The organism is Azospirillum sp. SYSU D00513, from assembly GCF_017356015.1.
Classification (GTDB): domain Bacteria; phylum Pseudomonadota; class Alphaproteobacteria; order Azospirillales; family Azospirillaceae; genus Azospirillum.
Genome location: NZ_JAFIQV010000061.1, coordinates 1 through 20,859 on the forward strand (window position 1 = coordinate 1; position 20,859 = coordinate 20,859).

The 20,859-nt window shown below is 63.4% G+C and carries 25 protein-coding genes; 15 read left to right on the top strand and 10 right to left on the bottom strand.

What is annotated here, in order from left to right:
• Nucleotides 1–584: 584 nt before the first annotated feature.
• From JUB11_RS29130 to JUB11_RS29150, 5 genes are all read right to left on the bottom strand, one after another.
• Nucleotides 585–923: a hypothetical protein gene (locus JUB11_RS29130; RefSeq protein WP_207462310.1), complete on the bottom strand. Its 339-nt coding sequence runs from the start codon at nt 921–923 to the stop codon at nt 585–587.
• A 401-nt stretch (nt 924–1,324) separates the two neighbouring features.
• A complete protein-coding gene (locus JUB11_RS29135) occupies nt 1,325–2,287 on the bottom strand; it encodes a hypothetical protein (protein WP_207462311.1) in 963 nt (320 codons plus the stop codon).
• Nucleotides 2,288–2,290: 3 nt separating this feature from the next.
• Entirely contained in the window at nt 2,291–3,892 is a 1,602-nt protein-coding gene (locus tag JUB11_RS29140; protein ID WP_207462312.1) for a DUF1217 domain-containing protein, read from the bottom strand.
• Between the two features lie 95 nt (nt 3,893–3,987).
• Nucleotides 3,988–4,428 (bottom strand): flagellar biosynthesis repressor FlbT, encoded by a 441-nt coding sequence (locus tag JUB11_RS29145; protein ID WP_207462313.1) that lies wholly within the window; start codon nt 4,426–4,428, stop codon nt 3,988–3,990.
• 26 nt (nt 4,429–4,454) lie between these two features.
• Nucleotides 4,455–4,838, bottom strand: a complete 384-nt coding sequence (locus JUB11_RS29150; protein WP_207462314.1) for a flagellar biosynthesis regulator FlaF — start codon at nt 4,836–4,838, stop codon at nt 4,455–4,457.
• A gap of 163 nt (nt 4,839–5,001) precedes the next feature.
• On the opposite strand from JUB11_RS29150, the gene JUB11_RS29155 reads away from it, so the two are divergent.
• The 5 genes from JUB11_RS29155 to JUB11_RS29175 all read left to right on the top strand — a co-directional run bounded on the left by JUB11_RS29155 (nt 5,002) and on the right by JUB11_RS29175 (nt 6,947).
• Nucleotides 5,002–5,430, top strand: coding sequence for a hypothetical protein (locus JUB11_RS29155; protein ID WP_207462315.1), 429 nt, complete (start codon nt 5,002–5,004; stop codon nt 5,428–5,430).
• 11 nt (nt 5,431–5,441) lie between these two features.
• Nucleotides 5,442–5,861, top strand: coding sequence for a flagellar basal body rod protein FlgC (gene flgC, locus JUB11_RS29160; RefSeq protein WP_207462316.1), 420 nt, complete (start codon nt 5,442–5,444; stop codon nt 5,859–5,861).
• Between the two features lie 11 nt (nt 5,862–5,872).
• Nucleotides 5,873–6,187 (top strand): flagellar hook-basal body complex protein FliE, encoded by a 315-nt coding sequence (locus tag JUB11_RS29165; protein WP_207462317.1) that lies wholly within the window; start codon nt 5,873–5,875, stop codon nt 6,185–6,187.
• Nucleotides 6,188–6,189: 2 nt separating this feature from the next.
• The gene (locus tag JUB11_RS29170) at nt 6,190–6,453 is read left to right on the top strand and encodes a flagellar biosynthetic protein FliQ (protein ID WP_207462318.1); all 264 of its coding nucleotides are present in this window, start codon (nt 6,190–6,192) and stop codon (nt 6,451–6,453) included.
• A gap of 86 nt (nt 6,454–6,539) precedes the next feature.
• Nucleotides 6,540–6,947: a flagellar FliJ family protein gene (locus JUB11_RS29175; protein WP_207462319.1), complete on the top strand. Its 408-nt coding sequence runs from the start codon at nt 6,540–6,542 to the stop codon at nt 6,945–6,947.
• Nucleotides 6,948–7,085: 138 nt separating this feature from the next.
• On the opposite strand, the gene JUB11_RS29180 is transcribed toward JUB11_RS29175, so the two are convergent.
• The 5 genes from JUB11_RS29180 to JUB11_RS29200 are packed head-to-tail and all read right to left on the bottom strand — an operon-like array spanning nt 7,086 to nt 11,274.
• Nucleotides 7,086–8,102, bottom strand: a complete 1,017-nt coding sequence (locus JUB11_RS29180; RefSeq protein ID WP_207462320.1) for a flagellar motor switch protein FliG — start codon at nt 8,100–8,102, stop codon at nt 7,086–7,088.
• A 56-nt stretch (nt 8,103–8,158) separates the two neighbouring features.
• The gene (locus JUB11_RS29185; protein ID WP_207462321.1) at nt 8,159–8,908 is read right to left on the bottom strand and encodes a hypothetical protein; all 750 of its coding nucleotides are present in this window, start codon (nt 8,906–8,908) and stop codon (nt 8,159–8,161) included.
• A complete protein-coding gene (locus JUB11_RS29190) occupies nt 8,905–9,498 on the bottom strand; it encodes a hypothetical protein (protein WP_207462322.1) in 594 nt (197 codons plus the stop codon). Before JUB11_RS29190 ends, JUB11_RS29185 begins: the two co-directional genes overlap by 4 nt.
• 48 nt (nt 9,499–9,546) lie before the next feature.
• Nucleotides 9,547–10,737 carry a FliM/FliN family flagellar motor switch protein gene (locus tag JUB11_RS29195; RefSeq protein ID WP_207462323.1) on the bottom strand — a complete coding sequence of 397 codons (1,191 nt, stop codon included), beginning with the start codon at nt 10,735–10,737 and terminating at the stop codon, nt 9,547–9,549.
• A gap of 27 nt (nt 10,738–10,764) precedes the next feature.
• On the bottom strand, nt 10,765–11,274 hold the full coding sequence (locus JUB11_RS29200) for a hypothetical protein (RefSeq protein WP_207462324.1): 510 nt from the start codon (nt 11,272–11,274) through the stop codon (nt 10,765–10,767).
• A 168-nt stretch (nt 11,275–11,442) separates the two neighbouring features.
• On the opposite strand from JUB11_RS29200, the gene fliF reads away from it, so the two are divergent.
• From fliF to JUB11_RS29250, 10 genes are all read left to right on the top strand, one after another.
• Nucleotides 11,443–13,125 (top strand): flagellar basal-body MS-ring/collar protein FliF, encoded by a 1,683-nt coding sequence (gene fliF / locus JUB11_RS29205; protein WP_207462325.1) that lies wholly within the window; start codon nt 11,443–11,445, stop codon nt 13,123–13,125.
• A complete protein-coding gene (locus JUB11_RS29210; protein ID WP_207462326.1) occupies nt 13,122–13,937 on the top strand; it encodes a hypothetical protein in 816 nt (271 codons plus the stop codon). The genes fliF and JUB11_RS29210 overlap by 4 nt, the downstream gene beginning before the upstream one ends.
• Complete coding sequence (locus JUB11_RS29215; RefSeq protein WP_207462327.1) at nt 13,934–14,233, top strand: FliM/FliN family flagellar motor switch protein; 300 nt, start codon at nt 13,934–13,936, stop codon at nt 14,231–14,233. Before JUB11_RS29210 ends, JUB11_RS29215 begins: the two co-directional genes overlap by 4 nt.
• Before the next feature lie 30 nt (nt 14,234–14,263).
• Nucleotides 14,264–14,533 carry a helix-turn-helix domain-containing protein gene (locus tag JUB11_RS29220; RefSeq protein WP_207462328.1) on the top strand — a complete coding sequence of 90 codons (270 nt, stop codon included), beginning with the start codon at nt 14,264–14,266 and terminating at the stop codon, nt 14,531–14,533.
• Nucleotides 14,473–15,411, top strand: coding sequence for a flagellar type III secretion system pore protein FliP (locus JUB11_RS29225; protein ID WP_348771532.1), 939 nt, complete (start codon nt 14,473–14,475; stop codon nt 15,409–15,411). Before JUB11_RS29220 ends, JUB11_RS29225 begins: the two co-directional genes overlap by 61 nt.
• A gap of 101 nt (nt 15,412–15,512) precedes the next feature.
• The gene (locus tag JUB11_RS29230; RefSeq protein WP_207462329.1) at nt 15,513–16,895 is read left to right on the top strand and encodes a flagellar hook-length control protein FliK; all 1,383 of its coding nucleotides are present in this window, start codon (nt 15,513–15,515) and stop codon (nt 16,893–16,895) included.
• A 7-nt stretch (nt 16,896–16,902) separates the two neighbouring features.
• Nucleotides 16,903–17,691, top strand: coding sequence for a flagellar hook capping FlgD N-terminal domain-containing protein (locus JUB11_RS29235; protein WP_207462330.1), 789 nt, complete (start codon nt 16,903–16,905; stop codon nt 17,689–17,691).
• 12 nt (nt 17,692–17,703) lie between these two features.
• On the top strand, nt 17,704–18,597 hold the full coding sequence (gene motA, locus JUB11_RS29240) for a flagellar motor stator protein MotA (RefSeq protein ID WP_207462331.1): 894 nt from the start codon (nt 17,704–17,706) through the stop codon (nt 18,595–18,597).
• Between the two features lie 98 nt (nt 18,598–18,695).
• Entirely contained in the window at nt 18,696–19,571 is an 876-nt protein-coding gene (gene motB, locus JUB11_RS29245) for a flagellar motor protein MotB (RefSeq protein ID WP_207462332.1), read from the top strand.
• Between the two features lie 94 nt (nt 19,572–19,665).
• On the top strand, nt 19,666–20,853 hold the full coding sequence (locus JUB11_RS29250) for a flagellar hook protein FlgE (protein ID WP_207462333.1): 1,188 nt from the start codon (nt 19,666–19,668) through the stop codon (nt 20,851–20,853).
• The last annotated feature ends 6 nt before the right edge of the window (nt 20,854–20,859 follow it).

The following is a 20,859-nucleotide window of genomic DNA, read 5'->3' on the forward strand; positions in this document are numbered from 1 at the left end:
TCTGGAGCAGGATGAAAGCGCGGCCGAAGATGCCGTAGAAATCGCTGCTTTCGATCGAGCACTCCGCGCCTATGGCCGAGATTACAAGCAAGAAACCTAATCAAACAGGCTCTCAGACCTGACAACTCCGCACAGGCATAATGCCAAGGCCGTCCCCCCCCCGATCTCCTGCCCAACGCGGCTCGCCGTCCAGAATGGGTCGACCACAGCAGCAGCAGCAGAATGTGCGAGGGGCAACCGAACAAGATGGGTGAGCGTACATCAGTCTTTTCTGGTTGCCGAACTCATCGGCTAAAAGCCATATGTTCCCGGCCAATGTCCACACTCTATTTCGCAGCAAATGAAGACTTTTTTAAGCCGGGAAGGCAAACAGAAGCACTTGGGAGGTTAGGGCTGGGAAGCTAGGAAGACATGACTCACGTAGGGGATAGGGTCTGGTAATCCTGCGTGCCGCCAGCCTTAACGCGCCAGTCCGACTTCTCCTTACGGGTACAGGTTTTAGTTTATGTGTCCTACGATTGATGGGTAGCGTTTTGATCTCTGATTGATCTTAGCAAGAGCAACAAGCTCTTAACCATTTCCCATTAGATAGAATCTATTAGATTGCTCCCAATATGGTCATTTTCCGAATGCTTACCTGCGAAACATGTCATCGCAAACTGGATGTGGCTCATAGCCATTGCCCAAGGTGCACAGAAAGCCTGCAATCTTTTAATAAAATTCTTTTGCTGTTCATGCTTACGATAGGCTTCGTTCTCTCTATCGTAGCCTATGCAAATCAGGCCGTGTCCACGTGATAGCGCTGCGATTGGCAAAAGGCGTGAACTGATCTCAAAAAAAAAGGGTAGCACACCCATATTGCAGCCCCATCCATCGGGGCTTTTTGCCGCACCGCACAAATTTGGCATTGTGTCGCTGTGCATGAGTAGATCCGTGCACGCTCCTGACAGGGACGCCCACCGATACGGCAACCTCTCTTACCGATCGGGAAGAAGCACTCAATGTGGAACGTTTTGATTCCGAAACTTCCCGAGCGGGAAGCTTGTTGCATTATCCTTGGCGGCGGGCGCATGTCTTCCTGCTTGGGACGGGGAGTAGGATGTCTGGAAAAGCGCTTTGGAGGATTGTAAGAGCTTACTGGTAGTGGGGCGAGCCGGCCGGTGATGGATGGGATAGTAGTCTAAGCAAAAAAGGGCGTTGCGCCGAGGGCACGGCCTGTACCACTACCGCTCCTGTCACGACCGCATGGACCAGCACTCTGTGGGCACTCTCGTTCAACCAACAATAGCCTGATCAAAACCGACTATCTTGAGCCCGCGAACCGCTATCGCCGGTAGTTCCCGATGCCCATGCCGCGCGGAGGGCTGTCGCCGGCAAGCATTGCATCGCGTCGCAGGCGCTCCGAGAAGGACTGGGCCGGACCATCACGGCCGGTGCGATGACCGGCGCCGCTCTTGACCGCCTCCGGCTGAAGCAGGAGTCGGGCCCGGGTCGGATCGGGGACTGCCAAGGGTGCGACGGTTCCCATCCAGGCAGGATTGACAGCTGGGGATGAATTGGCGCCGAAGCGTGGTAGTCCGACGATCGCGATGCCGCCGAAGCTTGCCGGTATCACCGGCATCGTTTCCCGCTCGCCCCGCCCATCGGTCGCGCGATAGGTGGCGTCCTCGGTGGTCGCCAACGACGGCAGCGGGACGAAGGTATCTCCGGGACCAGTTAGCGCCGCCAGCGTTTCCGGCGCCCGGACCTTGATCAAGTGGCGGGTCACATGGCTCCGGTAGCGCGCGGCAAAAACCTCTGTGGCGCTGTGATAACGGCCAACTGCCTCCATCCAGCCATCGAATCCCGTGGTCGGAATTTCCTGGCGGAGCGCCACCAGGAACTGGGCCGCATAACGTGCATTGGCCAGCGGATCGAACGCCTCTTCCAGGCTGGTGAATGCATCGGGGTGCCAGCGCAAATTGATCTGCATGCAACCGACATCGACGGACCTCTTCCCCTCCCGCAGCCAATTGCCGACGAAGGTAACGGCAGGCTGCTTGCCGGGAAGAAAATGCCCGGTTCCTTCGAGGTTGACGGTCCAGGGCCAAACCGTGAGCCGCCCGTCCAAGGCGCGTCCGCTCTCGCCGAAGCCGATCGCCATCAGAAGCCCGCGCGGAATTGCCTGCTCGGCCTCCGCCTGAGCAATGGCCCGCGTGCAGACCGAGGGAACGAGCGGGCCGGCCGCCGCCGTTTCTAACCCTGCCATAGCGAGGAGGCACAGGACGACGGCCGCTGTCCGCAACATCGCTCAGTTGCCCTGGATCGACAAGAGCAGGCCGATGTCGAGGCCGACCGTCGACATGGTACCGGCAGAGCCGAACATGGTCAGGGCCGGCGAGAAGCTCGAAGCCGATGCGATCCCCGAGCTGCTGGCGAGGAACCGGTTCGCCAACTCGTCGAAATAGGCAGGGTCGTCGAGCCTATCAAAATCGAGCTTCCCTTTGATCATGTCAGCGAGCTTGTCAATGTCCTGGCCCGAGGCGGCGGTCGGGAGGCCTATTGCACCGAACACAAAACTGGTAAGATTGGTATCGGCCAAGATCCCGAAGGGCGAGGTAATCTTAGGCAGGGTGCGTTGAGCGAAGAGCGCCGTGCGCAGGTTGCTGTCCATCTCACCCACGCTCGCCTCGAACGACCAGCGGTGATACCCCTCCACAACCTTGTCGATAAAGGTGCTGTCCTTGAACGGCGGCATGCTGTCTCGGCTTAGGAAGGCCATGCCCTCCGCCATGTCGCGGAAGCGCTGGTCGAAATGGGCTGGGGAGGTGACGCTGTCCGACGGTTCGACCAGGGTCTCGATGATCATCGTGGTGTTGCGGCTGAAGCTGTCCAGATCATAAGCCCGCAGAACGAACTTGTAGGCTTTGGGGTTGGCGACCAGGTCTGCCGGGCTTTCAAGTTCCTGCGCGGCCTTTTCAAACTGGGCGATCTGCTCTTTTACCACCGGCTTCGCGGCGAAGGCGTCGAGTTCCTTCTGAAGCTGCTCCGAAACGACCTTCGGCAGCGTGCGCCCGGTTTCCAGCTCGAAGCTGTTCCGAACGTATCGGCCGACCACGTCCTTCACCATCGCACGGATCGGGTCGGCCAGGAGTTTGCGTCCTTCATCGAGGAAGGAGAAGAACGTCCCGAGCGTCTCCCACCGTTCGTCGGCGAGACCGTCGCGAAATGCTTCATCGCTGAGCGCACGCTCCACCGTCTCGGCGGCCGGTTGCGGCTTGTCCCAGCCAGCCCCCGTGAGGGCGAATGTCATCAGCCGCTTGTCAGCGCGGACGTCTGCCGGCGTGCCCACATCGGTAATTTTGGACCGAAAATACTCGATTTCCGCCTCGATGGCGGGTTCCTCCCGGATAGCGTCCATGGCCTCGGTCTGCGAAGGCAGAGGTACCTTGCCGACATTTTCGCCCGTCCGCTTCTGGTAAAGAGCCGTGACGTAGGCGTCGATAAAGCTCTCGACCCTTTTCACGTCCCCCGACCTGTTGGAACCGACTGCCATTCCGAAATCCTGCGCAATTTGCTTAAAGCGAGGATCGCTGAGACGATTGGCGGTAGCGGCGGGGTTGGACAGATCCTCCGACAGCACCTTGCGCATCATGGCTTGGGAATTGCTCATGCTGTCCAGGCCGTAGGCGTTGATGGCGTAGTCGTAAAGCCGCCTGTCCTTCATCAGGTCGTCGACAGTCCGCACCTTGCCAATGTTCTCCCGAAAATATTGGGTTTCCCGGGACACATAAGGATCTTTGGCGAACATGCCCATCCGGCGGTCGAGATCTCCGGAGAGCAACTTCCACCCGGGCAGGCCGGTGGAGCCGACGAAGGCCGCGGCGGCGGCCACTGGGGATGTCACTTGCATGTCGGCTCCTGTTTCCTTTCGATGAACGCCTGGCGTCCCGCTTCCCCACGGTCTGGCCGACCCGAAGTCGGCACCGCTTGCGTGGCCCGAGTTTGCTATTCCGCGGCCATCAACCTTTCGGGCACCCGCATGGCTTCGCGCAGCCTGGAATGATTGAGCAGAAGCTGTTCGAACTTTATGACGGAACGGAGCTGGCCTAGGGCCTTGTACAGGTCGTTTCCAGCGACCAGATCGCCGGCCCTCTCCAGGCAGGCGTTGATGTCCGGGTTCAGGTTGACGCTCAGAAGCTCATTTTTCCGGTGCTCGAACTCCGCCACATAGGCTTCATGACCGGACGGGTCCAGGATCATCATCTGAACGGCAAGGTAGACCCGCCCGCCGGGCGTTAGGTCGCCGGCGGGATCGATCAGGTCCTTTTCACGCAGCACGTTCGCCCAACTGTGGAACTGGAGTTCGGAACGGTAGCGACCGTTCTGCATGCCCACGCCATTCACGACAAAGCGTTCGTAGGGGGCAAGCTTGATTCGCAGTGACATCCTGGGTTCTCCCAATTCGCGGCCCTTCAGGCGGCCAGACGTTCATGGACATCAATGATTTCGTCGATCCGGTCGTACGATCCGCCGAGAACCTCGTTGCCCGCATTCCAGGTGAAGATACCGATCTCCGCGATCTGCTTGCGCGTGTCCTGCGGCAGGCGGTTCTGCGGGTCCATGATGTCTGCCAGCAGGATGTTCCACAGCGTGCGCGTGCGCTCGATCGCGGACGCGACCTTGCGATGAGCGTCCAAACGCGCCAGCGTCGCCCCATTGCCCGCCGACGCTGCCGCCTCGACCTCGCGCTTGGCCGCGGCCAGTTCGGAATTGATCATGTAAAAGGCCCGGCGTTCACGGTCACGTGGGGTCTCGGTGATCTCATCGGCTTCCGCGTACGGATCGTAATCCAGCATTCATACGGCTCCTTCAGGGGGCGCCTCGAAGGGCGCTCACCCCCCATATAGGAGTGGTGTGCTACGCCAAATTTAATAAATCGGAAGTTTGCGCCTTTTATATGAGGATCACGCCACCCAACCGCTCTGGGCTCATACCCCCGGGCGAAGGAGCCTCTGGTCCATGTCCCTGTTCTCTTATGATCTCACGAACCTCGCGCTTCGCCGGATGCAGCACTCGGCGCAGACGCTGCGCGTCTCGTCGGAAAATCTGATGAACGCCGACACGCCCGGCGCGAAGGCAAGGTCCGTTGCGGCTTTCGACTTCGCGCGTGAGCTTGCGGCATCGCGGGAGTCCCGCTCTTCGACATCCATGTCCGTCCGCCCGGAAAGCCTGCATTTAACCAATACGGGCCACATGCCTATCCCCGGGAACGACGATGTCTTCCACGAGACCGCAGGCGCCAGCTGGGAAGTCTCGGTAAACGGCAACTCCATCATACGCGCGCAGGAGTCCATGAAGATCGGCGAAGCGAAAATCGAAGCCGACTTGTCCCGGAACATCCTGGCTAAGAGCATGCAATTCCTGCGCACCGCGCTCGGCCGCGCCTAAGGAGCCGCAGAATGAATGATCTCAAGGCGGCCATGCACGCCAGCGCGAGTGGCCTGCACGTCCAGGGCGTCCGCCAACGCATCATTTCCGAAAATCTCGCGAACGCGGCTAGCACCGGCTCCGTCCCGAGCGAGGACCCGTACCAGCGCAAGGTGCTGACCTTCAGGAACATGCTGGACGAGGCTACCGGTGCCATGACCGTCGAGGTCGCCCGCGTCGGTCGCGACACGCGCACGGATTTTGAGACCCGCTACGACCCTTCTCATCCCGCCGCGGACGAGAACGGCTACGTCAAGCTGCCGAATGTGAATCGGCTAGTGGAGATCGCCGACATGAAGGAGGCCTCCCTCACCTCCGAGGCGCTCACCAAAAGCCAGCAGTCTGCCTACGAAATGCTGAGCAAGATCTACGACCTGCTGAATTCGCGATAAGGACAAAAACCATGCTCGGACTGAACCCCTACGACGCCGTTGAAGGCCTTCTCTCCTCGAGTGGGGCAAGTGCGGCGGCAAGACCCAAGTCGGCTTCGCCCGAAGCTGCGGCTGATTTCGGGCGTGCGCTGGCCGGCGCTGTGAGCCGCGGCGTACAGACGGTGCGCGAGGCCGAGGCCTCGAGCATCCGCGCAATGGAAGGAAGCGAAGATCCGGCCCGCCTGGTTAACGCCCTCATGCAGGCGGACATCACCTTACAGGCAGGCAACGCTATCCGCGAACGCGGAACCCAGGCGATCATGGAAATCCTTCGGGGCGCGGTGTAGCCGTGAACGAGAGCGATATCGTCGCGATCCTGCGCGACGTGATGCTGACCACGCTGCTGGTGACCGGCCCCGTCCTTGTGGCGATGCTGGTCACCGGCCTCATGGTGTCCATCGTTCAGGCGCTGACGCAGATCAACGAGCAGACCATGACTTTCCTGCCGAAGCTCCTGGTCGGCGGCCTGACCCTGCTGGTGACCTTGCCGTTTTCCATCCACACGCTGCAGGGCTTGGTGGAACGGCTGGCCGACCGGCTGACCGCCCTGTAAGCTGCACGACCGCCAGACTGTGATGCCAACACGGTTGACGGCGGCCCTGCCCGGGCCACAGCGCCCTCCCGAATAAAGGAGAAGGCATGAAAACCCGCCAGATTGACCTTTTGCGCAAGATTGCCGGGCAGGAACTCAACGAACGCCGCCGTGCCGTTCAGGAGCAGCGCCACGTCGTGGACGGTCTCCGCGCCGAAGCGGACGAGATACGCCGCGACTTGGTGGCGCAGAGCGCGGCGGTGGACTCGGACCCGCGCATTCTGGTTATGCTCGCGCCTTTTCTCGACGAGCGCCGCGCGCAGCTGGTCACCACGACCGCCAAGGCCGACGCGGCTGAGGTCAAGCTTGAAGGACTGGTCAACGCCGCCCGCGAGGCATTCATCGACTCCAAGCGCTTCGACATCCTGTTCGACCGGCAGGCCCAGGCCGCCGCGAAGGCGCTGGAAGCCCGCGAGCAGGAATTCATGGACTGGCTTGCCGGACGGAGCCGCTGAGCCCCTTTCCCGTCCCGGCCTGCGGGCAGCATCCCGCCACCCCCGAACACCACCATTGGCGGCAAAAAACGCTCCGGCCCCACGATCGGTACCGGAGCGCGACAGCCGAGCCGTTTCCGGGCTTCCGCCCGCAAGCCGTCAGTAGTCTTCCTCGTCCTCGCCGAAGCTGATGAGGTTCTCCCGCTCCAGGCGCTTGCAGATCTCGACGATCTGGCGCTTGGCCGTCTCGACCTCCTGCTTCTTCGGCTTCCGGTCGTTCTCCATGGCCGTGCGCACCGCCTTGCTGCCGCGCTCGCCCAAGGCCGCCCAGAACATTGAAAGCAGCGTGTCACTGGCGCCGCGCAACGCGGTGGGCAGCAGCTCCCCGGGAACGGCATCCACCAGGACCTTCATGCCCTCCTCGTCCAGATCCTCGAGGTCGTTGAAGGTGAACATAAGGGTCCTGATCCGCTCCGCACTCTCCGGCATTTCCTCCTCAAGCACGTCGAACAGGTAATCCTCAAGCTCTTTGTCTAGTTCGTTGAAGATGTCTGCCACAATGCCGTGCTTGTCCACCGTGGCGCCACGCCCATCGCCGACCAGCAGTTCGTTGCGCAGGCTTTTCTCAAGAGTGTCCACCGCCAGCTTCGGGGTCGTGCTGACGGCAATCATGCGGGGCGTGAGTTCCTTCAGGTAGGGACGTGGCAGAACCTTGAAAACCTTGGCCGCCTGCGACGACGGGATCTTCGTCAGGGCGTAAGCCGCGGTCTGGGGATGCTGGCTGCGCAGCCAGGTCGCGAGCTGCTGCTCGGGCACATTCTGCAGCTTTTCCCAGATGTTCCGTCCAGCCGGGCCACGGAGATCGGCCATGAAGCTGCGCACTTTGTCCGGCGGCATCATCTTGGACAGGATCTGTTCTGCCGCGGCATCGGACCCGAACACAGTGGATCGGCTCATGCGGTCGGCGAAGTCCGAGAGCACCGCCTCGACCGTTTCCGACTGCACGGCACCCATAGCGCGCAACGTGCGGAAGATTTCCTTTGTATCGTCCTCGTCGAACTTTTTCAGGAGGTCCGCGGCGCTGTCCTCTTCGATCGCCAGGATGATGATGGCGACCTGTTCGATGCCGGGCAGCGTTTTCAAGCGGTTGGCGATCGCGGCACTGGTCTTTGCCATGAGAAGTGTCTGTCCTAAAAAGCGGTGCCCCATGGATGGCGGGGCGCCGTGGTTGATCAGTCGGCGGGGCGGGCGACGCCCGAGGTGAGCAGCAGCCCTTCAACGCCGGAGGAAATGCGTGCCGCTTTCATCGGCTCCATCGCTGCCAGGATCGGGGCGGCCTTGCGTTCCGTCATCGTGGTGAACACTCGCACCGCGAGATCCTCGGGCAGGTTCGTCACGATGCGCGCCGCGTCGGGCGGCTTCATGGATTCATACATTGCCGAGAGCTTTTCGAGCCGAGCGCGTTCCTCCCTCGACTGGGTCTGGAAGGTAGCGCGCAAATCCTTCTGCACCTGCTTGAGGTCGCCCAGCACCTGCTGGGCGCGCGCGGCGATGGCCTGTTCCGCCATCGCTTCGACGCTCGGCATGGCCGCGGCTTCGGGAGCCTGTCGCGCCTTGAGTTCGCCGAGGAGCTTCGCCATCTCCGACTCGACTTGGGCGGGCGTCAGCACATCGGCCGTTCCCCTGTCGGACACCATCGCGCTTCCGTTCGGGGACGGCGCGTCGCCCTGCTTGGTGGAAGGCGCTTGGTCGAGCAGGTCCTGGCCGGTGAACTGGCGGTTGCGCCCGGTGGGCGCGGGCGGGGCCGCCTGCGACTGGTCGCCGCTCGCGGCGACGGGTGCAGCGACGGCATCGCGCACCGTGTCCGCCACGGCCACCCAATCGGTCTGGGCCACCCGCGTGGCATGGAGGCCGGCCGAGACGAAGGCCGTTCCCATGATGAGGGTGACCATCTGCGGCTTCAGGGTCGTCCAGAGGCTCATTCGGCACCTTCGCTCAGCACGCGCAGAAGTCGGAGTTCATCCGACGTCAGGATGTCGGCCTCCTTGTCCTGCAACTTGGTTTGCGCCAGGGCTGCGGCGGCGCGGCCACGTCTGCGCCCACGGCTGATGGGGATCGGGGCTTCCACGAGCGGCGCGGGAGAGGAGGAATACCCCTCCTCTTCATCCTCGGCGTCCTCGGCCTCGTCCGTCGTGCGGAGGTTCCGCTGGATGGTCGTGGCAAGCCGGGCCAGCCGATTGCCGGCCTTGCTTGCCTCCTCGTTCTCAGCGACCAGGCGGTCGGCCGTGCTTTCAGCCATCTTGGAAACAAACCGCAGTTCATTCAGGAGCGGCTCGCCCTTTGAGACCGATTGGGACAGGGCGGGCGTAAGCTCCTTGGCTGCCTGGACGATTTTGGACAGCTCGGCCCGCACCTCCTCGAGGCGGAGCTGGCTGTCACGGTCGGCCAGGGCAATTTCCTCGCGCAACGCCTTGAACTCGGCGATCCGCCCGGCAAGGCGGCGCCAGGACCAGGCGGTGACGAGAAGCAGGATGAGCAACAGGCAGTCGGCGATAAGCGTCGCGACGATCATATGTGGCCCCTTCAACGGCTGACTGGTGGGTTCTGTAGAACCGTCGGGTTATCGTTTACTGAAGATTTTGTCCGCGAGCTTCACAGCCCTATTATTGCTCTTCCTTCCCATCGGCCCGCGCCACGCCTCCATGCCGCCGTAGATCAGCGTCACCGGCGTTTCGGGTGTGAGGCCTAGCGGGATCTCGGTTCCCACCTTCCACTTCATCACGTCGCTCAGCGAACGCGGCATGGCCTTGAGATGCGCCTGGACGGGAACCGTCGTGTCCGAGATCATGCCCCGGAAAAGCTGTTCCCAATCTGCATCCTGCTTGCGGGCGTTGACGAAGCGCTGAGACAGGTGCGCACGCATCGGATCGAGAGCCGTGCGTGGGATAACGATGTCGATGAACCCACCCCTCTCCTCGGCGGAGACCCTCAGCCGCAGCCGCGTCACCGCATCGGTGTCCAAGGCGATCGCGGCGAAGCGTGGGTTGGTCTCGGGCCGCTCGATGTCGAAGAACGCATTGCACAGGCCGGAAAGCGCTTGGCTCAGATCGTCCAGGACGGTACGCATGATGTTTTCCATCAGCGTCATCTCGAACTGGGTGAAGGGGCGGCCGTCAGGCTTGATTTTCGGGCTCGCGCTGCCGCCCATCAGAAGCTCGATGAGGCTGTAGACGAGGGAACTGTCGAAGCACAGGAGAATGCGGCTGTCCCATTCGGATGGCTTCGCTTCTGTCATCGCGAAGCGTGCCTGGGCGGTCGCGAAGATCGCGGGCAGGACTACGCCGCCGACATACTCGCCGAAGCGCATGCTGTCATAGGGCTGCTCCTCGACACTGATCGCGTCGGAGGTCAGGCTGCGCATGCTGTTGGACAGCATGCGCGCCAGCCGGTCGGCGATGACATCCAGCATGGGCATGCTGTCACTGCCCAGCGCGCCGTATTCGATGACCCGCTCGATGGCCGAACGCCGGTCCGTGACCTCGCTGTCCCCACCGAGCAACGCGTCGATGTCGGCTTGCGAGAGCTGACGCGCGGGCATCGCAGCGCTCATGTCGGCGGCGTCATCGTCCGCGGCCAGAGGCTCCTCGGCCTCCGCCACCGGCACGCCGTCCGGCGCGAGTCCCCACGCGGCCATATCGGCTTCGGTGAGACCTTCGAAGAGGTCGGCGGCGTCGCCCTTGGGCGCCGGAACCTGTCCGCCCGCTGTGGCGGTATCCGGTAGGCCGTCGTTTTCAGAGCTGGTGTCGGTCATGTCATCGTCTCCGATCCAATCCTGCGCTCATTGGACTGAGATGTTTTGTATGAGGACGTCCTGAACGCCGAGTTCCGGAAAAAGCAGCCGGGCGATGGCGAGACAGCGCGCGCGGATCGTCCAGATCCCGACGGCTCCCGTGACATCGGTGAGGCTCTGCGAGCGCAGCCAGTGCCGGACTTCGACGGTCATTCTCTCCGCCTCACCGTCAAGGAACGGGCGTCCGCGACCGGGCGCGGTCTCCAGCATCAGGTTCAGGCGCACCATGTGGTTGCCGTTGCCGGCGAGCGTCTCCAGGACGACCGGAAGCTTCACGTAGACCGCGTCAGGCGGCGGCAACGGCAGGAATGCGCTGGCGCTCCTCGCATCTCCGCTGGCCGATGGGGACTGCAGGCCGGTCCAGACGTACCAGCCGCCACCCGCCGCGCCGAACAGCGCCAGAACCGACATGCCCAGGATGATGGCGCGACGCCATCCGTGGCCTCGCGGCGGCGCGCCGGCAGCGTCCGGCGTACCTGCGGTGGTCATATCGGTCATTCTACTCGGTCGCCTTAACTCGGGTTTGGGGCCCTAGCCGGGGGACCGGCGGCCGGGCGGCCGAGGAAGAATTTATTTCCGGTCTCATTCTAATGGGGCCCTCAGGAACAGACGGTATTTTTTTCCCACACAGACAGAGTAGCGACCCCACCTTTCCCAGGGATTGCCGTGAACACCGATTTGCTCATCTCCAAGATCAATCCGAAGCTCGCCGCCTTCGGACTCATCGCTCTGGCGGTGCTCGGCGCGTTCGGATGGCTGATCCTGCGCGGGGCGTCCACGGCCGACCAGCGCGCGCTCGTCGCGGGGGCCTCTCCTGCTGACATCGGACAATATATACAGGCGCTCGACGCGGTGTCCCCGCGCATCCCCTATGTGGTCACTGGCGACGGCACAACCATCCTCGTCCCGAACGAGCTGGTCGGCCAAGCCCGCATCGCCCTCGCGCAGGGCGGCGTTACAGCGTCCGGTCCGCTCGGCTATGAACTGCTCGACAACGCGTCGGGCATTGCTATGACGACGGACCAGTGGAATCTTGCGCGGCAGCGCGCCCTCGAAGGCGAGCTTGCACGCGCCATCATGCAGATGCGAGGCATCCGGGCGGCGAAGGTCAGTCTGGTGATGCCGGTTCGCGAGGCCTTCTCGCGCGACGTGGTCAGGCCGCGCGCATCGGTCATGTTGACGCTGGCTTCCAGCGATGTGGTCGGCCGCGCCGAGGTGGCTGCGATCCGATCCCTGGTCGCATCCTCCGTCGCCCGCATGCAGATCCAGGACGTAGCTGTCGTGGACAACTTCCTGCGCGACCTCGCCCCGAACGAGGCGGCGGGTGGGAGCGGGCCCGGCGGGCGAACCGACGAGCGCCGCTACGCCATTGAGGATCGCATCCGGCGCGCCATCGAAGAGCAGCTTGCGCCCGTCGTGGGGCTCGGGCGCGCCCGCGCGGTGGTCCAGGCCGAACTGAGCACGGCAAAGGAGTTCGTGCGCGAGCAGAGCTTCGATCCGAAAACGCAGATCCCGCGCTCGACCTGGACGACCAACACCCGGGAGAACTCGAACGAGACCAACCCGAGCGTTTCGGCCGACACCAACCTGCCCGACGCGAACACCCAACCGCAGCCCGGCGTGCAGACCAACAAGGAAGAAAGCCAGGAGACCATCAACTACGAACTCGGCTCCGTGGTGCGCGAGCGCACGGACGAGGGCGGCGGCATCAAGCGGCTCTCCATCTCCATCCTCTTGGACGGCGTATGCTCGTCTGGCCCGGACGGCAAGCCCGAATGCCGCGACCGCTCGCCGGAGGAACTCGCCCGGATCGGCAACATCGCGAAGGCTGCAGCCAACTACGTGGAAGATCGGGGCGACACCTTCGCGATAGAGAGCATGGCTTTCGCCGCCGTCGAGCCAATCATAACCGAAGGCCCGCAGCCCGCGCCTGCCGGCCTCATGGAGAGGCTAGCCGAAAACCTCCTGGCGGTGATCGTCGGTTCCACCATCCTGGGAGCCGTGCTCATCGCGCTCGTTTTTCTGCTGGTCGGACGCCGCCGCCGGATCGCTGAGCAAGCCGCCACGGAGCTGGCTCAGCAGCAGATGGCCTTGCCCGCCCCGGGTGAAGCCGGTACCGCGGGCGCGGCCGGCCTGCTGATGAACAGCTCCAGCACGGCTCTCCAGACCGGGCAGGCCAACCCGGACACGGACGATGAGGCCATGGTGGATCTCGGCCGCGCCGTCGAGGGGCTCGTCCGGGAGTCCTACGTCACGAAGGTGCGTGAGCTCATCCGCTCGAATCCGGACGACGCCGCAATCATCCTGCGCGCCCTGCTGGCCACCGATCCCCGGAAGCGTACGCTATGAGCACGCCCGCCACGAACACCCGCCCTTTCCTATTCGAGCGCGATCTTGGTGCGGAGGAGCTGCCTCTGCCCGGCAAGGCCGGTGCCCGTCCTGCCATGACGCCCGAAGAGACCGTGGAAACGGCGCTCAGCAAGGCTCGGGCCGACTTCGAGAAGAAGCTGAAGAAGGCCGAAGAGGAGGCCTACCGGTGCGGCTTGGCCGATGGACGCGCTCAGGGCATCGAACAGGGCCGGACGCTGGAGCGCGAGGACGCCGAAGCCGAAACCAGGCGCAATTTGGCGGTAATCGCCAATCAACTGACTGAGCTCAAGGGCGATCTGACCGCCCGAGCGCAGTCCCTGGAGGAGGAGGCGGGGACATTCGTCGCCCGGATCGTCGCCAAGCTGCTTCCGGGGCTCGAGGCGAAGCTGTCCGACATACGCCTGGAGCGCTTCGTCCGGGACGCTCTGGTCACGGCTCAGAACAGCCCGGCCGTTGTCCTCCGCCTGCCCGCGGACAGCGGCGATACGGAACAGACGCTGCAAAGCCTGATAGCCGAAATCGGCCATGCCGGCACGGTCGAGATCAAAAGGGACCCCGCACTCAACCCCGGCGCCGTCGCGGTCTCCTGGGGTGGCGGCGGCATCTCGCTCGATCCAACACGCACAGCCCGTGAGATCGTTGAGATCTGCCGACGGGAACTTGGCGGGCCAGGCGACGACGACACGCCGCCCCCTCCATCCTCTTCTGGTGACGCGTCGATTGACGAGGTCATCAACGCCGTCACTAACGCCGTTTCGACGGACATCACTTTCGGAAAGAAAGAGCCATGAGCGACATCAAGATGCCCAGCTTCGACGAAGAGGCGGAGTCCAGCAGTGATACCCTCGCCATCGAGATGGTGCAGGACGTCACCGTCGGCATCACGGTCGAGATCGCCCGGACCGAGATGACGGTCGGCGAACTCCTGAAGAAAGGCCGCGGCTCCGTCATCGACCTTTACCGCAAGGTAGGCGAGCCGGTGGACATTCTGGTGAACGGAAAACCTCTGGCACGCGGCGAACTGGTGATCAACGCCGACAATGAGCTTGCCGTCACCCTCACTGAAATCCATGGCCGCCGCCGCTGACAGCGGAGCTTCCCCGAATGCACAGAGGGCATGATGGTCTCCCAGAACGATGAGGCAGCCCTCCAGGCGGCACTCAACGACGACGATATTGCTATCGCCCCGCTGGTCGGACGGGACATGGCGTCAGTTGAACGCGCGCTAATCCTGAAGACGTTGGCCGCGTGCGACGGAAACCGCACGGCGGCGGCGCGAATCCTCGGTCTGACGCCGCGGACCATTCGCAACAAGCTCCGCGCTTGGTGCGACCGCCCGGCCAGCGGGTCGGACACCGGCCTGGATGCCGGCCCGGCCACTTATTGAGCAGCAAGCAAGGTTCCCTGATGTCGTTCGTCACGCGCGCCCTCGCCCGGGCACTTCCTGCGGTTCCGGCCATGCTCGCCGCACTCCTGGCCAACTCCTGGGCCGGACCGGCGCTAGCGGCGACAGACTCGGTTTCGCTCTCCCTGACCACGGGGCAGGGGGCGCTCACGCCCGCCGTCATTCAGCTCTTCCTGATCATCACGTTGCTGTCGGTCGCACCCGGGCTATTGATGATGGTCACGAGCTTCACCAAGATCGTGATCGTCCTGTCGGTCATGCGCTCGGCGCTCGGGCTGCAGGCGTCGCCGCCGAACATGGTGATCTCCGGGCTTGCCCTGTTCCTGACCCTGTTCGTGATGCAGCCCACCTTGGAGGTGGCCTGGAACGACGGGGTGCGCCCCTATATGGACGGCCAGATCACGGAGGAGCAGGCGTTCGAGCGTTCGGTCGATCCCTTCCGGGATTTCATGACCGCCAACGTCCGCGAGCAGGACGTGCAGCTGCTGCTCGACATTTCCGAAAAGCGCAAGGCTCCCGGCGGCGCCGCGGACGCCAGCCCCGGCGCGGCGCCGCGGTCCGTGTCCTACGACCCGGCTACGGCGTCCGGGAAAGCGAGCGCCAAGCCGTCCGAGGAAATCGCGCTTACGACCCTCATACCGGCCTTCATGGTTTCCGAGATCCACAAAGCCTTCATGCTGGCCTTTGCCTTCTACCTGCCCTTCATCGTGATCGACCTTGCCGTGTCGTCGGCGCTGATGGCGATGGGTATGATGATGCTGTCACCGGCCATGATCTCCCTCCCGCTGAAGCTAATTTTTTTCGTGCTGATGGGCGGATTCGGCCTGATTTCTGGGACTCTGACAAGCGGTTACAGCTGACGTGCCGGAAAGGGCCGGTTCGGCAATCCGTCCTTAAGATCCGATCCCTATAAAAAGTGGTAGGCCCTTTTCCGGCCCTGCCGACGCCGTACAGAGACATCATGCTCGATATCACTGCAATCCTGGCGGTGCGCGCCACAGCGCCGGACACGCCCAAAGCTGCCGCTCCGCAGGATGCTGCGGGGTTTGCCCAATCGCTCGACAGGGTCCGCCGCTCGGAACCACAGAAAGCCGCCCACCTTCCGAACAAGGCGGAAAGTCGCAGGACGGACAGCGCTCCGGTCGAGAAGGCTTCCGAGTCCGGCAGACCTGACGAAGCGGCCGCCAATGCGGTTTCGGAAGACACCGCCGATGCCGATCTGGAAGCTCCGGAGGCGGGGGCCAACATCCCGCCCGGACACGGTGCCGGCGACCTCGCCTCTCTTCTTTTCAGCCTGCAGATGCCGCCAGCGAATGCGCCCCAGGCAAACGCGGAGGCGTTGCCGATCCTAGAGACAGTCCCGGACGGCATAGCTGTTCCCGGACAGCAAGGGACGCAGGATCTCGGGCTTCCCTTGATCATGCCATCGGACACGGGAAGTTCTGGCACGGCTCCCGTCGCCTTTCCCGATGGCGTCACCGCCAGCCAGACTACGCACGCCCAGACGGTGTCGCCGGAAACCTCGGTCGGTGCCATCGATGGCCCGCCGATCGCGCCGGCTTCGACCGAGCAAACCGCTTCGGCCATCCAGCTCCTTGCGGACAGACCGGCTGTTCCGGAAAAGTCCACCGTCCCGGCTGGCTCATCGCCGGCGGCGCAAGCGATGGTGGCCGGGAACGGCGACACGCCCTTCACGGCCATTCACTCCGAACCCGCCCGAGATGCCAGCACCGGCGTCCAGACGGACATGCCGGCCTCGCCGCTCGAAGCGAGGGCGGACGGGCCGCATCGGGAGCTGGCGGTTTCGGAAGCGGGCAGCATGGACACTCTCGCAATCCAGCTGCCCCCGACCGCCGGCGCGCCCGACGGGCCCCGCCAGGCGGAGGCGCCGCGGGATGTGCGGCTGCCGCCCCAGCCTCCAGTTCACATCGTCGTGCGCGAGGGGTCTTATGACAACCTCGGGCTCCATGTCGCACGCTCGTCGCGGGACGGCGAGGAAAAGACCATCATCCGCCTTGATCCGCCGCGCCTCGGAACGGTGGAACTTACCCTCGAAACCCGGGGCGAGGTCACCCGCGTTGTTCTGGTCGCCGAACGCCCTGAAGCCCTCGACATGCTTCGGCGCGACGCCCAGTCACTCGAACAGTCGTTGACCCGCGCCGGGCTGAAAATGGAAGGCGGCATGGAGTTCTCTCTGCGCCAGGATCCGCGCGGCTCTGATGGCGGACGCGATGGGCGCGACAGCAATCGCGAGCAGAAGCATCCGGCTTACGGCGACGACGATCAGGAGTTGATCGCCCCCCTTACCCGTCCCGCGCGCAGCGGCCTTGAAATGATCGTGTGAGGCCTTGATGACCACGACCCTACCGTCCATTGCCGGGGCCGTCACCACGACGATGGCCTCCACTTCCACGGCGGAGGCCGCCGTCGGGACCACCGCCCAGAAATCGACGCTCTCCGACATGGACGACTTCCTGCGCCTTTTTCTGACGCAGTTGAAGAACCAGGATCCGACCGCGCCGATGGACGTGCAGGAGTCCATGAGCCAGTTGAGTCAGTTCGCGCAGGTGGAACAACTCACCAAGCTCAGCACCAAGCTCGACAGCCTCTACGACACGGTGCAGGGTCAGGCGGCCAACCTTGCCCAATCCTACATCGGCCGGCAGGTCACGGTCGAGGGGAGCGGCATCGCCTTCGACGGCGTCACGCTACCCGCCTTCTCCTACGAGGTTCCGCAGGACAGCCGCAAGGTGACGGTGCAGGTCCTGAACGAGGCCGGAAGCATCGTCCGCACCCTTTCGGGGTCGACCAGCGCCGGCACACAGAAATCCGTCTGGGATGGTCGGACCGATGCTGGCCAGATAGTGTCGGCCGGGAATTACAGCCTTAAGGTTACCGCCGCGGTGCGCCCCGACGGCGCGCTGGACACCACGGACGCGGCCGTGCCAACGAAAGTGTCCGGCCGGGTCGAGGCGGTCGAGTTCGAGGCCGGCAAACCCTGGCTGATCGTCGGGGGCAAGCGAGTTGCGGCCTCCGACATCCTTTCCATCCAGTCGCCCGCCGGCGCTGTAGCCCCGGCCACGGCCGCCTCCCCGACCACTGTTCCAGCCACCGCCCCAGAGGCGGGGACCGCAGCCTAAGAGGAAAACCCCATGCAGGTGTTACTTGGGTTCGTCATCGTTCTGGGCTGCGTCTTCGGCGGTTACGCGATCGCCGGCGGGCATTACGCCATCATCTTGAAGGCGTTGCCGCTGGAGTTCCTCATCATAGGAGGCGCCGCGGTAGGCGCCTTCGTGGTGTCCAACACCGGCCACACCGTCAAGCTGTCCCTCCGGAAGCTGAAGCGTGCCTTCGGCAAGCCGCGCTACAAGAAGGACGACTACGTCGAGCTGCTCAGTATGCTCTATGTCGTATTCAGCAAGGCGCCGCGGGCCAACGTCGCGCCCATCGAACGCGACATCGAGGATCCGGAGAACAGCGCGCTCTTTAAGCAGTTTCCCCGCTTCCATGCCAACCACCACGCGCGCGAATTCGTCTGCGACTATCTGCGCCTTTTTGCCATGCGCATGCGCAACCCGCATGAACTCGACGCGCTCATGGAGCAGGAGATCGATGGCATCGCCATCGACGCCTCGCACGGCAGCCACGCCCTTCAGAAAGTGGCCGATGGTCTTCCGGCGCTCGGCATCGTCGCCGCTGTCCTGGGCGTCATCAAGACCATGGCCTCGATCGACCAGCCGCCGCCGGTGCTGGGCAAGATGATCGGCAGCGCGCTGGTTGGCACCTTCCTGGGTGTCCTTTTGGCCTACGGCATCGTCGGCCCGCTGGCCGACAAGATCAAGTCCTTGGACGAGAAGGACAACGTCTACTACATGGTCGTCCGGGCGGCGATGGTCGCTTTCCTCGGCGGCTCCGACGCGGCTGTCTGCGTCGAGTTCGGCCGCAAGATGATCCCCCACGACGTGCGCCCCGCCTTCAAAGAAGTCGAGGAGGCGTGCGAGAAAGTGGGTGCGATGATCCGCGGCAACATGGCAGCAGCCGCCTGACCCGGCACTCGCTCCGCCCTCTTAGCAAAGTTTTCTCATTCACAAGACAGACCGGCCCCGGTGTGGCAGCCGTGTCATAGAAGCGCCGGGAACCCGTCATGAGTGACACTTCCAACGTGATCGTCGTTAAACGCCGCAGGAAAAAGGCGGACGAGGCCCATGGCGGGGCATGGAAGATCGCCTATGCGGACTTCGTAACCGCGATGATGGCTTTCTTCCTACTGATGTGGCTCTTGAGTTCGACTTCGAAGGAGCAGAAAGAGGGCATCGCGGAGTTCTTTACGGTCTTCAACACCTCCAGCTCCGCAGGTTCGAACGGATTGCTCGAGGGCAGGGTCATCGACGAGACCAACAGTGCCACGGCCCAGAACCACTCCACACCAGTCGCCATCTCCGTCCTGCCGCCAGCGCCCGGCAAGACCGCCGGGCCGGACGAGCAAGCCCGCGACGCCCGCGAGGACGCGATAGAGAAGGCAGCCGAGGAGCGGGAGAACCGAGAATTCGCGGAGACGGAGAACCACCTCCGAGAGGCGCTTCTCAACCGTCCGGAGATGGCAAAGCACATGCTCTTGGAGCGGACGCCCGAGGGCCTTCGTATCCACATCGTCGACCAGGAGCGCACCCCCATGTTCGCCCTCGGCAGCCCTCAGCTTGTGCCTCAGGCGGATGAGCTGCTGCGGCTGGTGGCCGGCGTGGTTGCCAACGTTCCCAACCGCATCTCGGTTTCCGGGCACACCGACGGACTGACCCTAAACCGTGGCAGCTACAGCAACTGGGAACTTTCGGCTGACCGTGCAAACGCAGCTCGTCGCATCCTGGTGAGCAGCCGCATCCCGGAGGAACGGATCTTGCGCGTACTAGGGCTCGCCGACCGGCAGCCCCTCGTGCCGACGGACCCGAAGGCTCCGAGCAACCGTCGGATCAGCATCCTGCTGATGTCCACCAAGGCCGCCCAATCCGCGACCCGGCAATAGATCTGAACCGGCACGGGCCGGGCCACGATTCTGCAAGCCGGGGCTAAGGATTGCCTCCTATTTATCTTGATGATTTCACCAGGAGCCACTCGCCATGTCCCTCCAGAGCGCACTTATGGCCGGCGTGTCCGGCATGCGGGCCCAGAGCAGCAACCTTGCCGCCATTGGTGACAACATCACCAACAGCCAGACGCTTGGCTACAAGGCCTCTTCCATGGAGTTTGCCTCCCTGGTGACCAGCGCCGGGAACCGCAGCTACAGCGCCGGTGGTGTCAGCGGCCGCGTGGCGCGGGAGATCGACAACGCCGGCACGATCATCAGCTCGACCTCGCCGACCGACATCGCCATCATGGGCGAGGGCTTCTTCATCGTGAAAGGTGGGCTTCCCAGCGCGCAGGACCGCGAGCCGCCTCTGCTGACGCGCCTGGGGCAGATGAAACTGGACAGCGCGGGAAACCTGAAGGTCCGGGACTACTACGTGCAAGGATACAAGCTCGCCAACGATGGAACGGTGTCCGCCACCACACCGCAATCGATCCAAATTAATCGGAACCCCTCCATTCCGACCCCAAGCACGAGCGTGTCCTTCACCACCAACCTGCCCGCTCTCGCAAACGCGGACACAACTTACACAACTTACGCGACCTACACTGACAGCCTGGGTACGCCGCAAGATCTGGCATTCAAGTGGACCCGCACTGCCGAAAACACATGGTCGCTGAGCATCCCCGGTACGGATTTCGTGGATCAGAGCTATGTATTCAGCGCTACCGGAGCAACAGCGGGATTCCCGGTCGCCCATCCGACCGGCAACGTCCCTGGCTTGAGTCTGACCGTCGGGGGCCAGACGCTGGATATCAAGCTCAGCGTGACTCAGTTCGACTACGACTATGTCCCCGAATATTCTTCGAATGGCGTTCCAGTGTCGGACTTCGCTGACGTGGAAGTTGGACAGGATGGGGTACTCTACTCGGTTTACAAGAACGGTACGCGGACGCCACAGTACCGGCTTGCCATGGGTGACGTCGCCAACCCGAACGGCCTCTCCCCCGCCGGCAGCGACGCCTACATGGTCACGCAGGACTCCGGCATCCTGATTCCGCGCTTCGCTGGCGAGGGCACAGTCGGAACGCTTCAGAGCAATGCTCTCGAACAGTCGAACGTCGATATCGCCGAGGAAATGACAGACCTCATTGTGACGCAGCGTGCCTATTCTTCGAACGGTAAGGTCGTTCAGACCGCCGACGAGATGTACGACGTAATCGAAAACCTGAAGCGCTAAAACGCT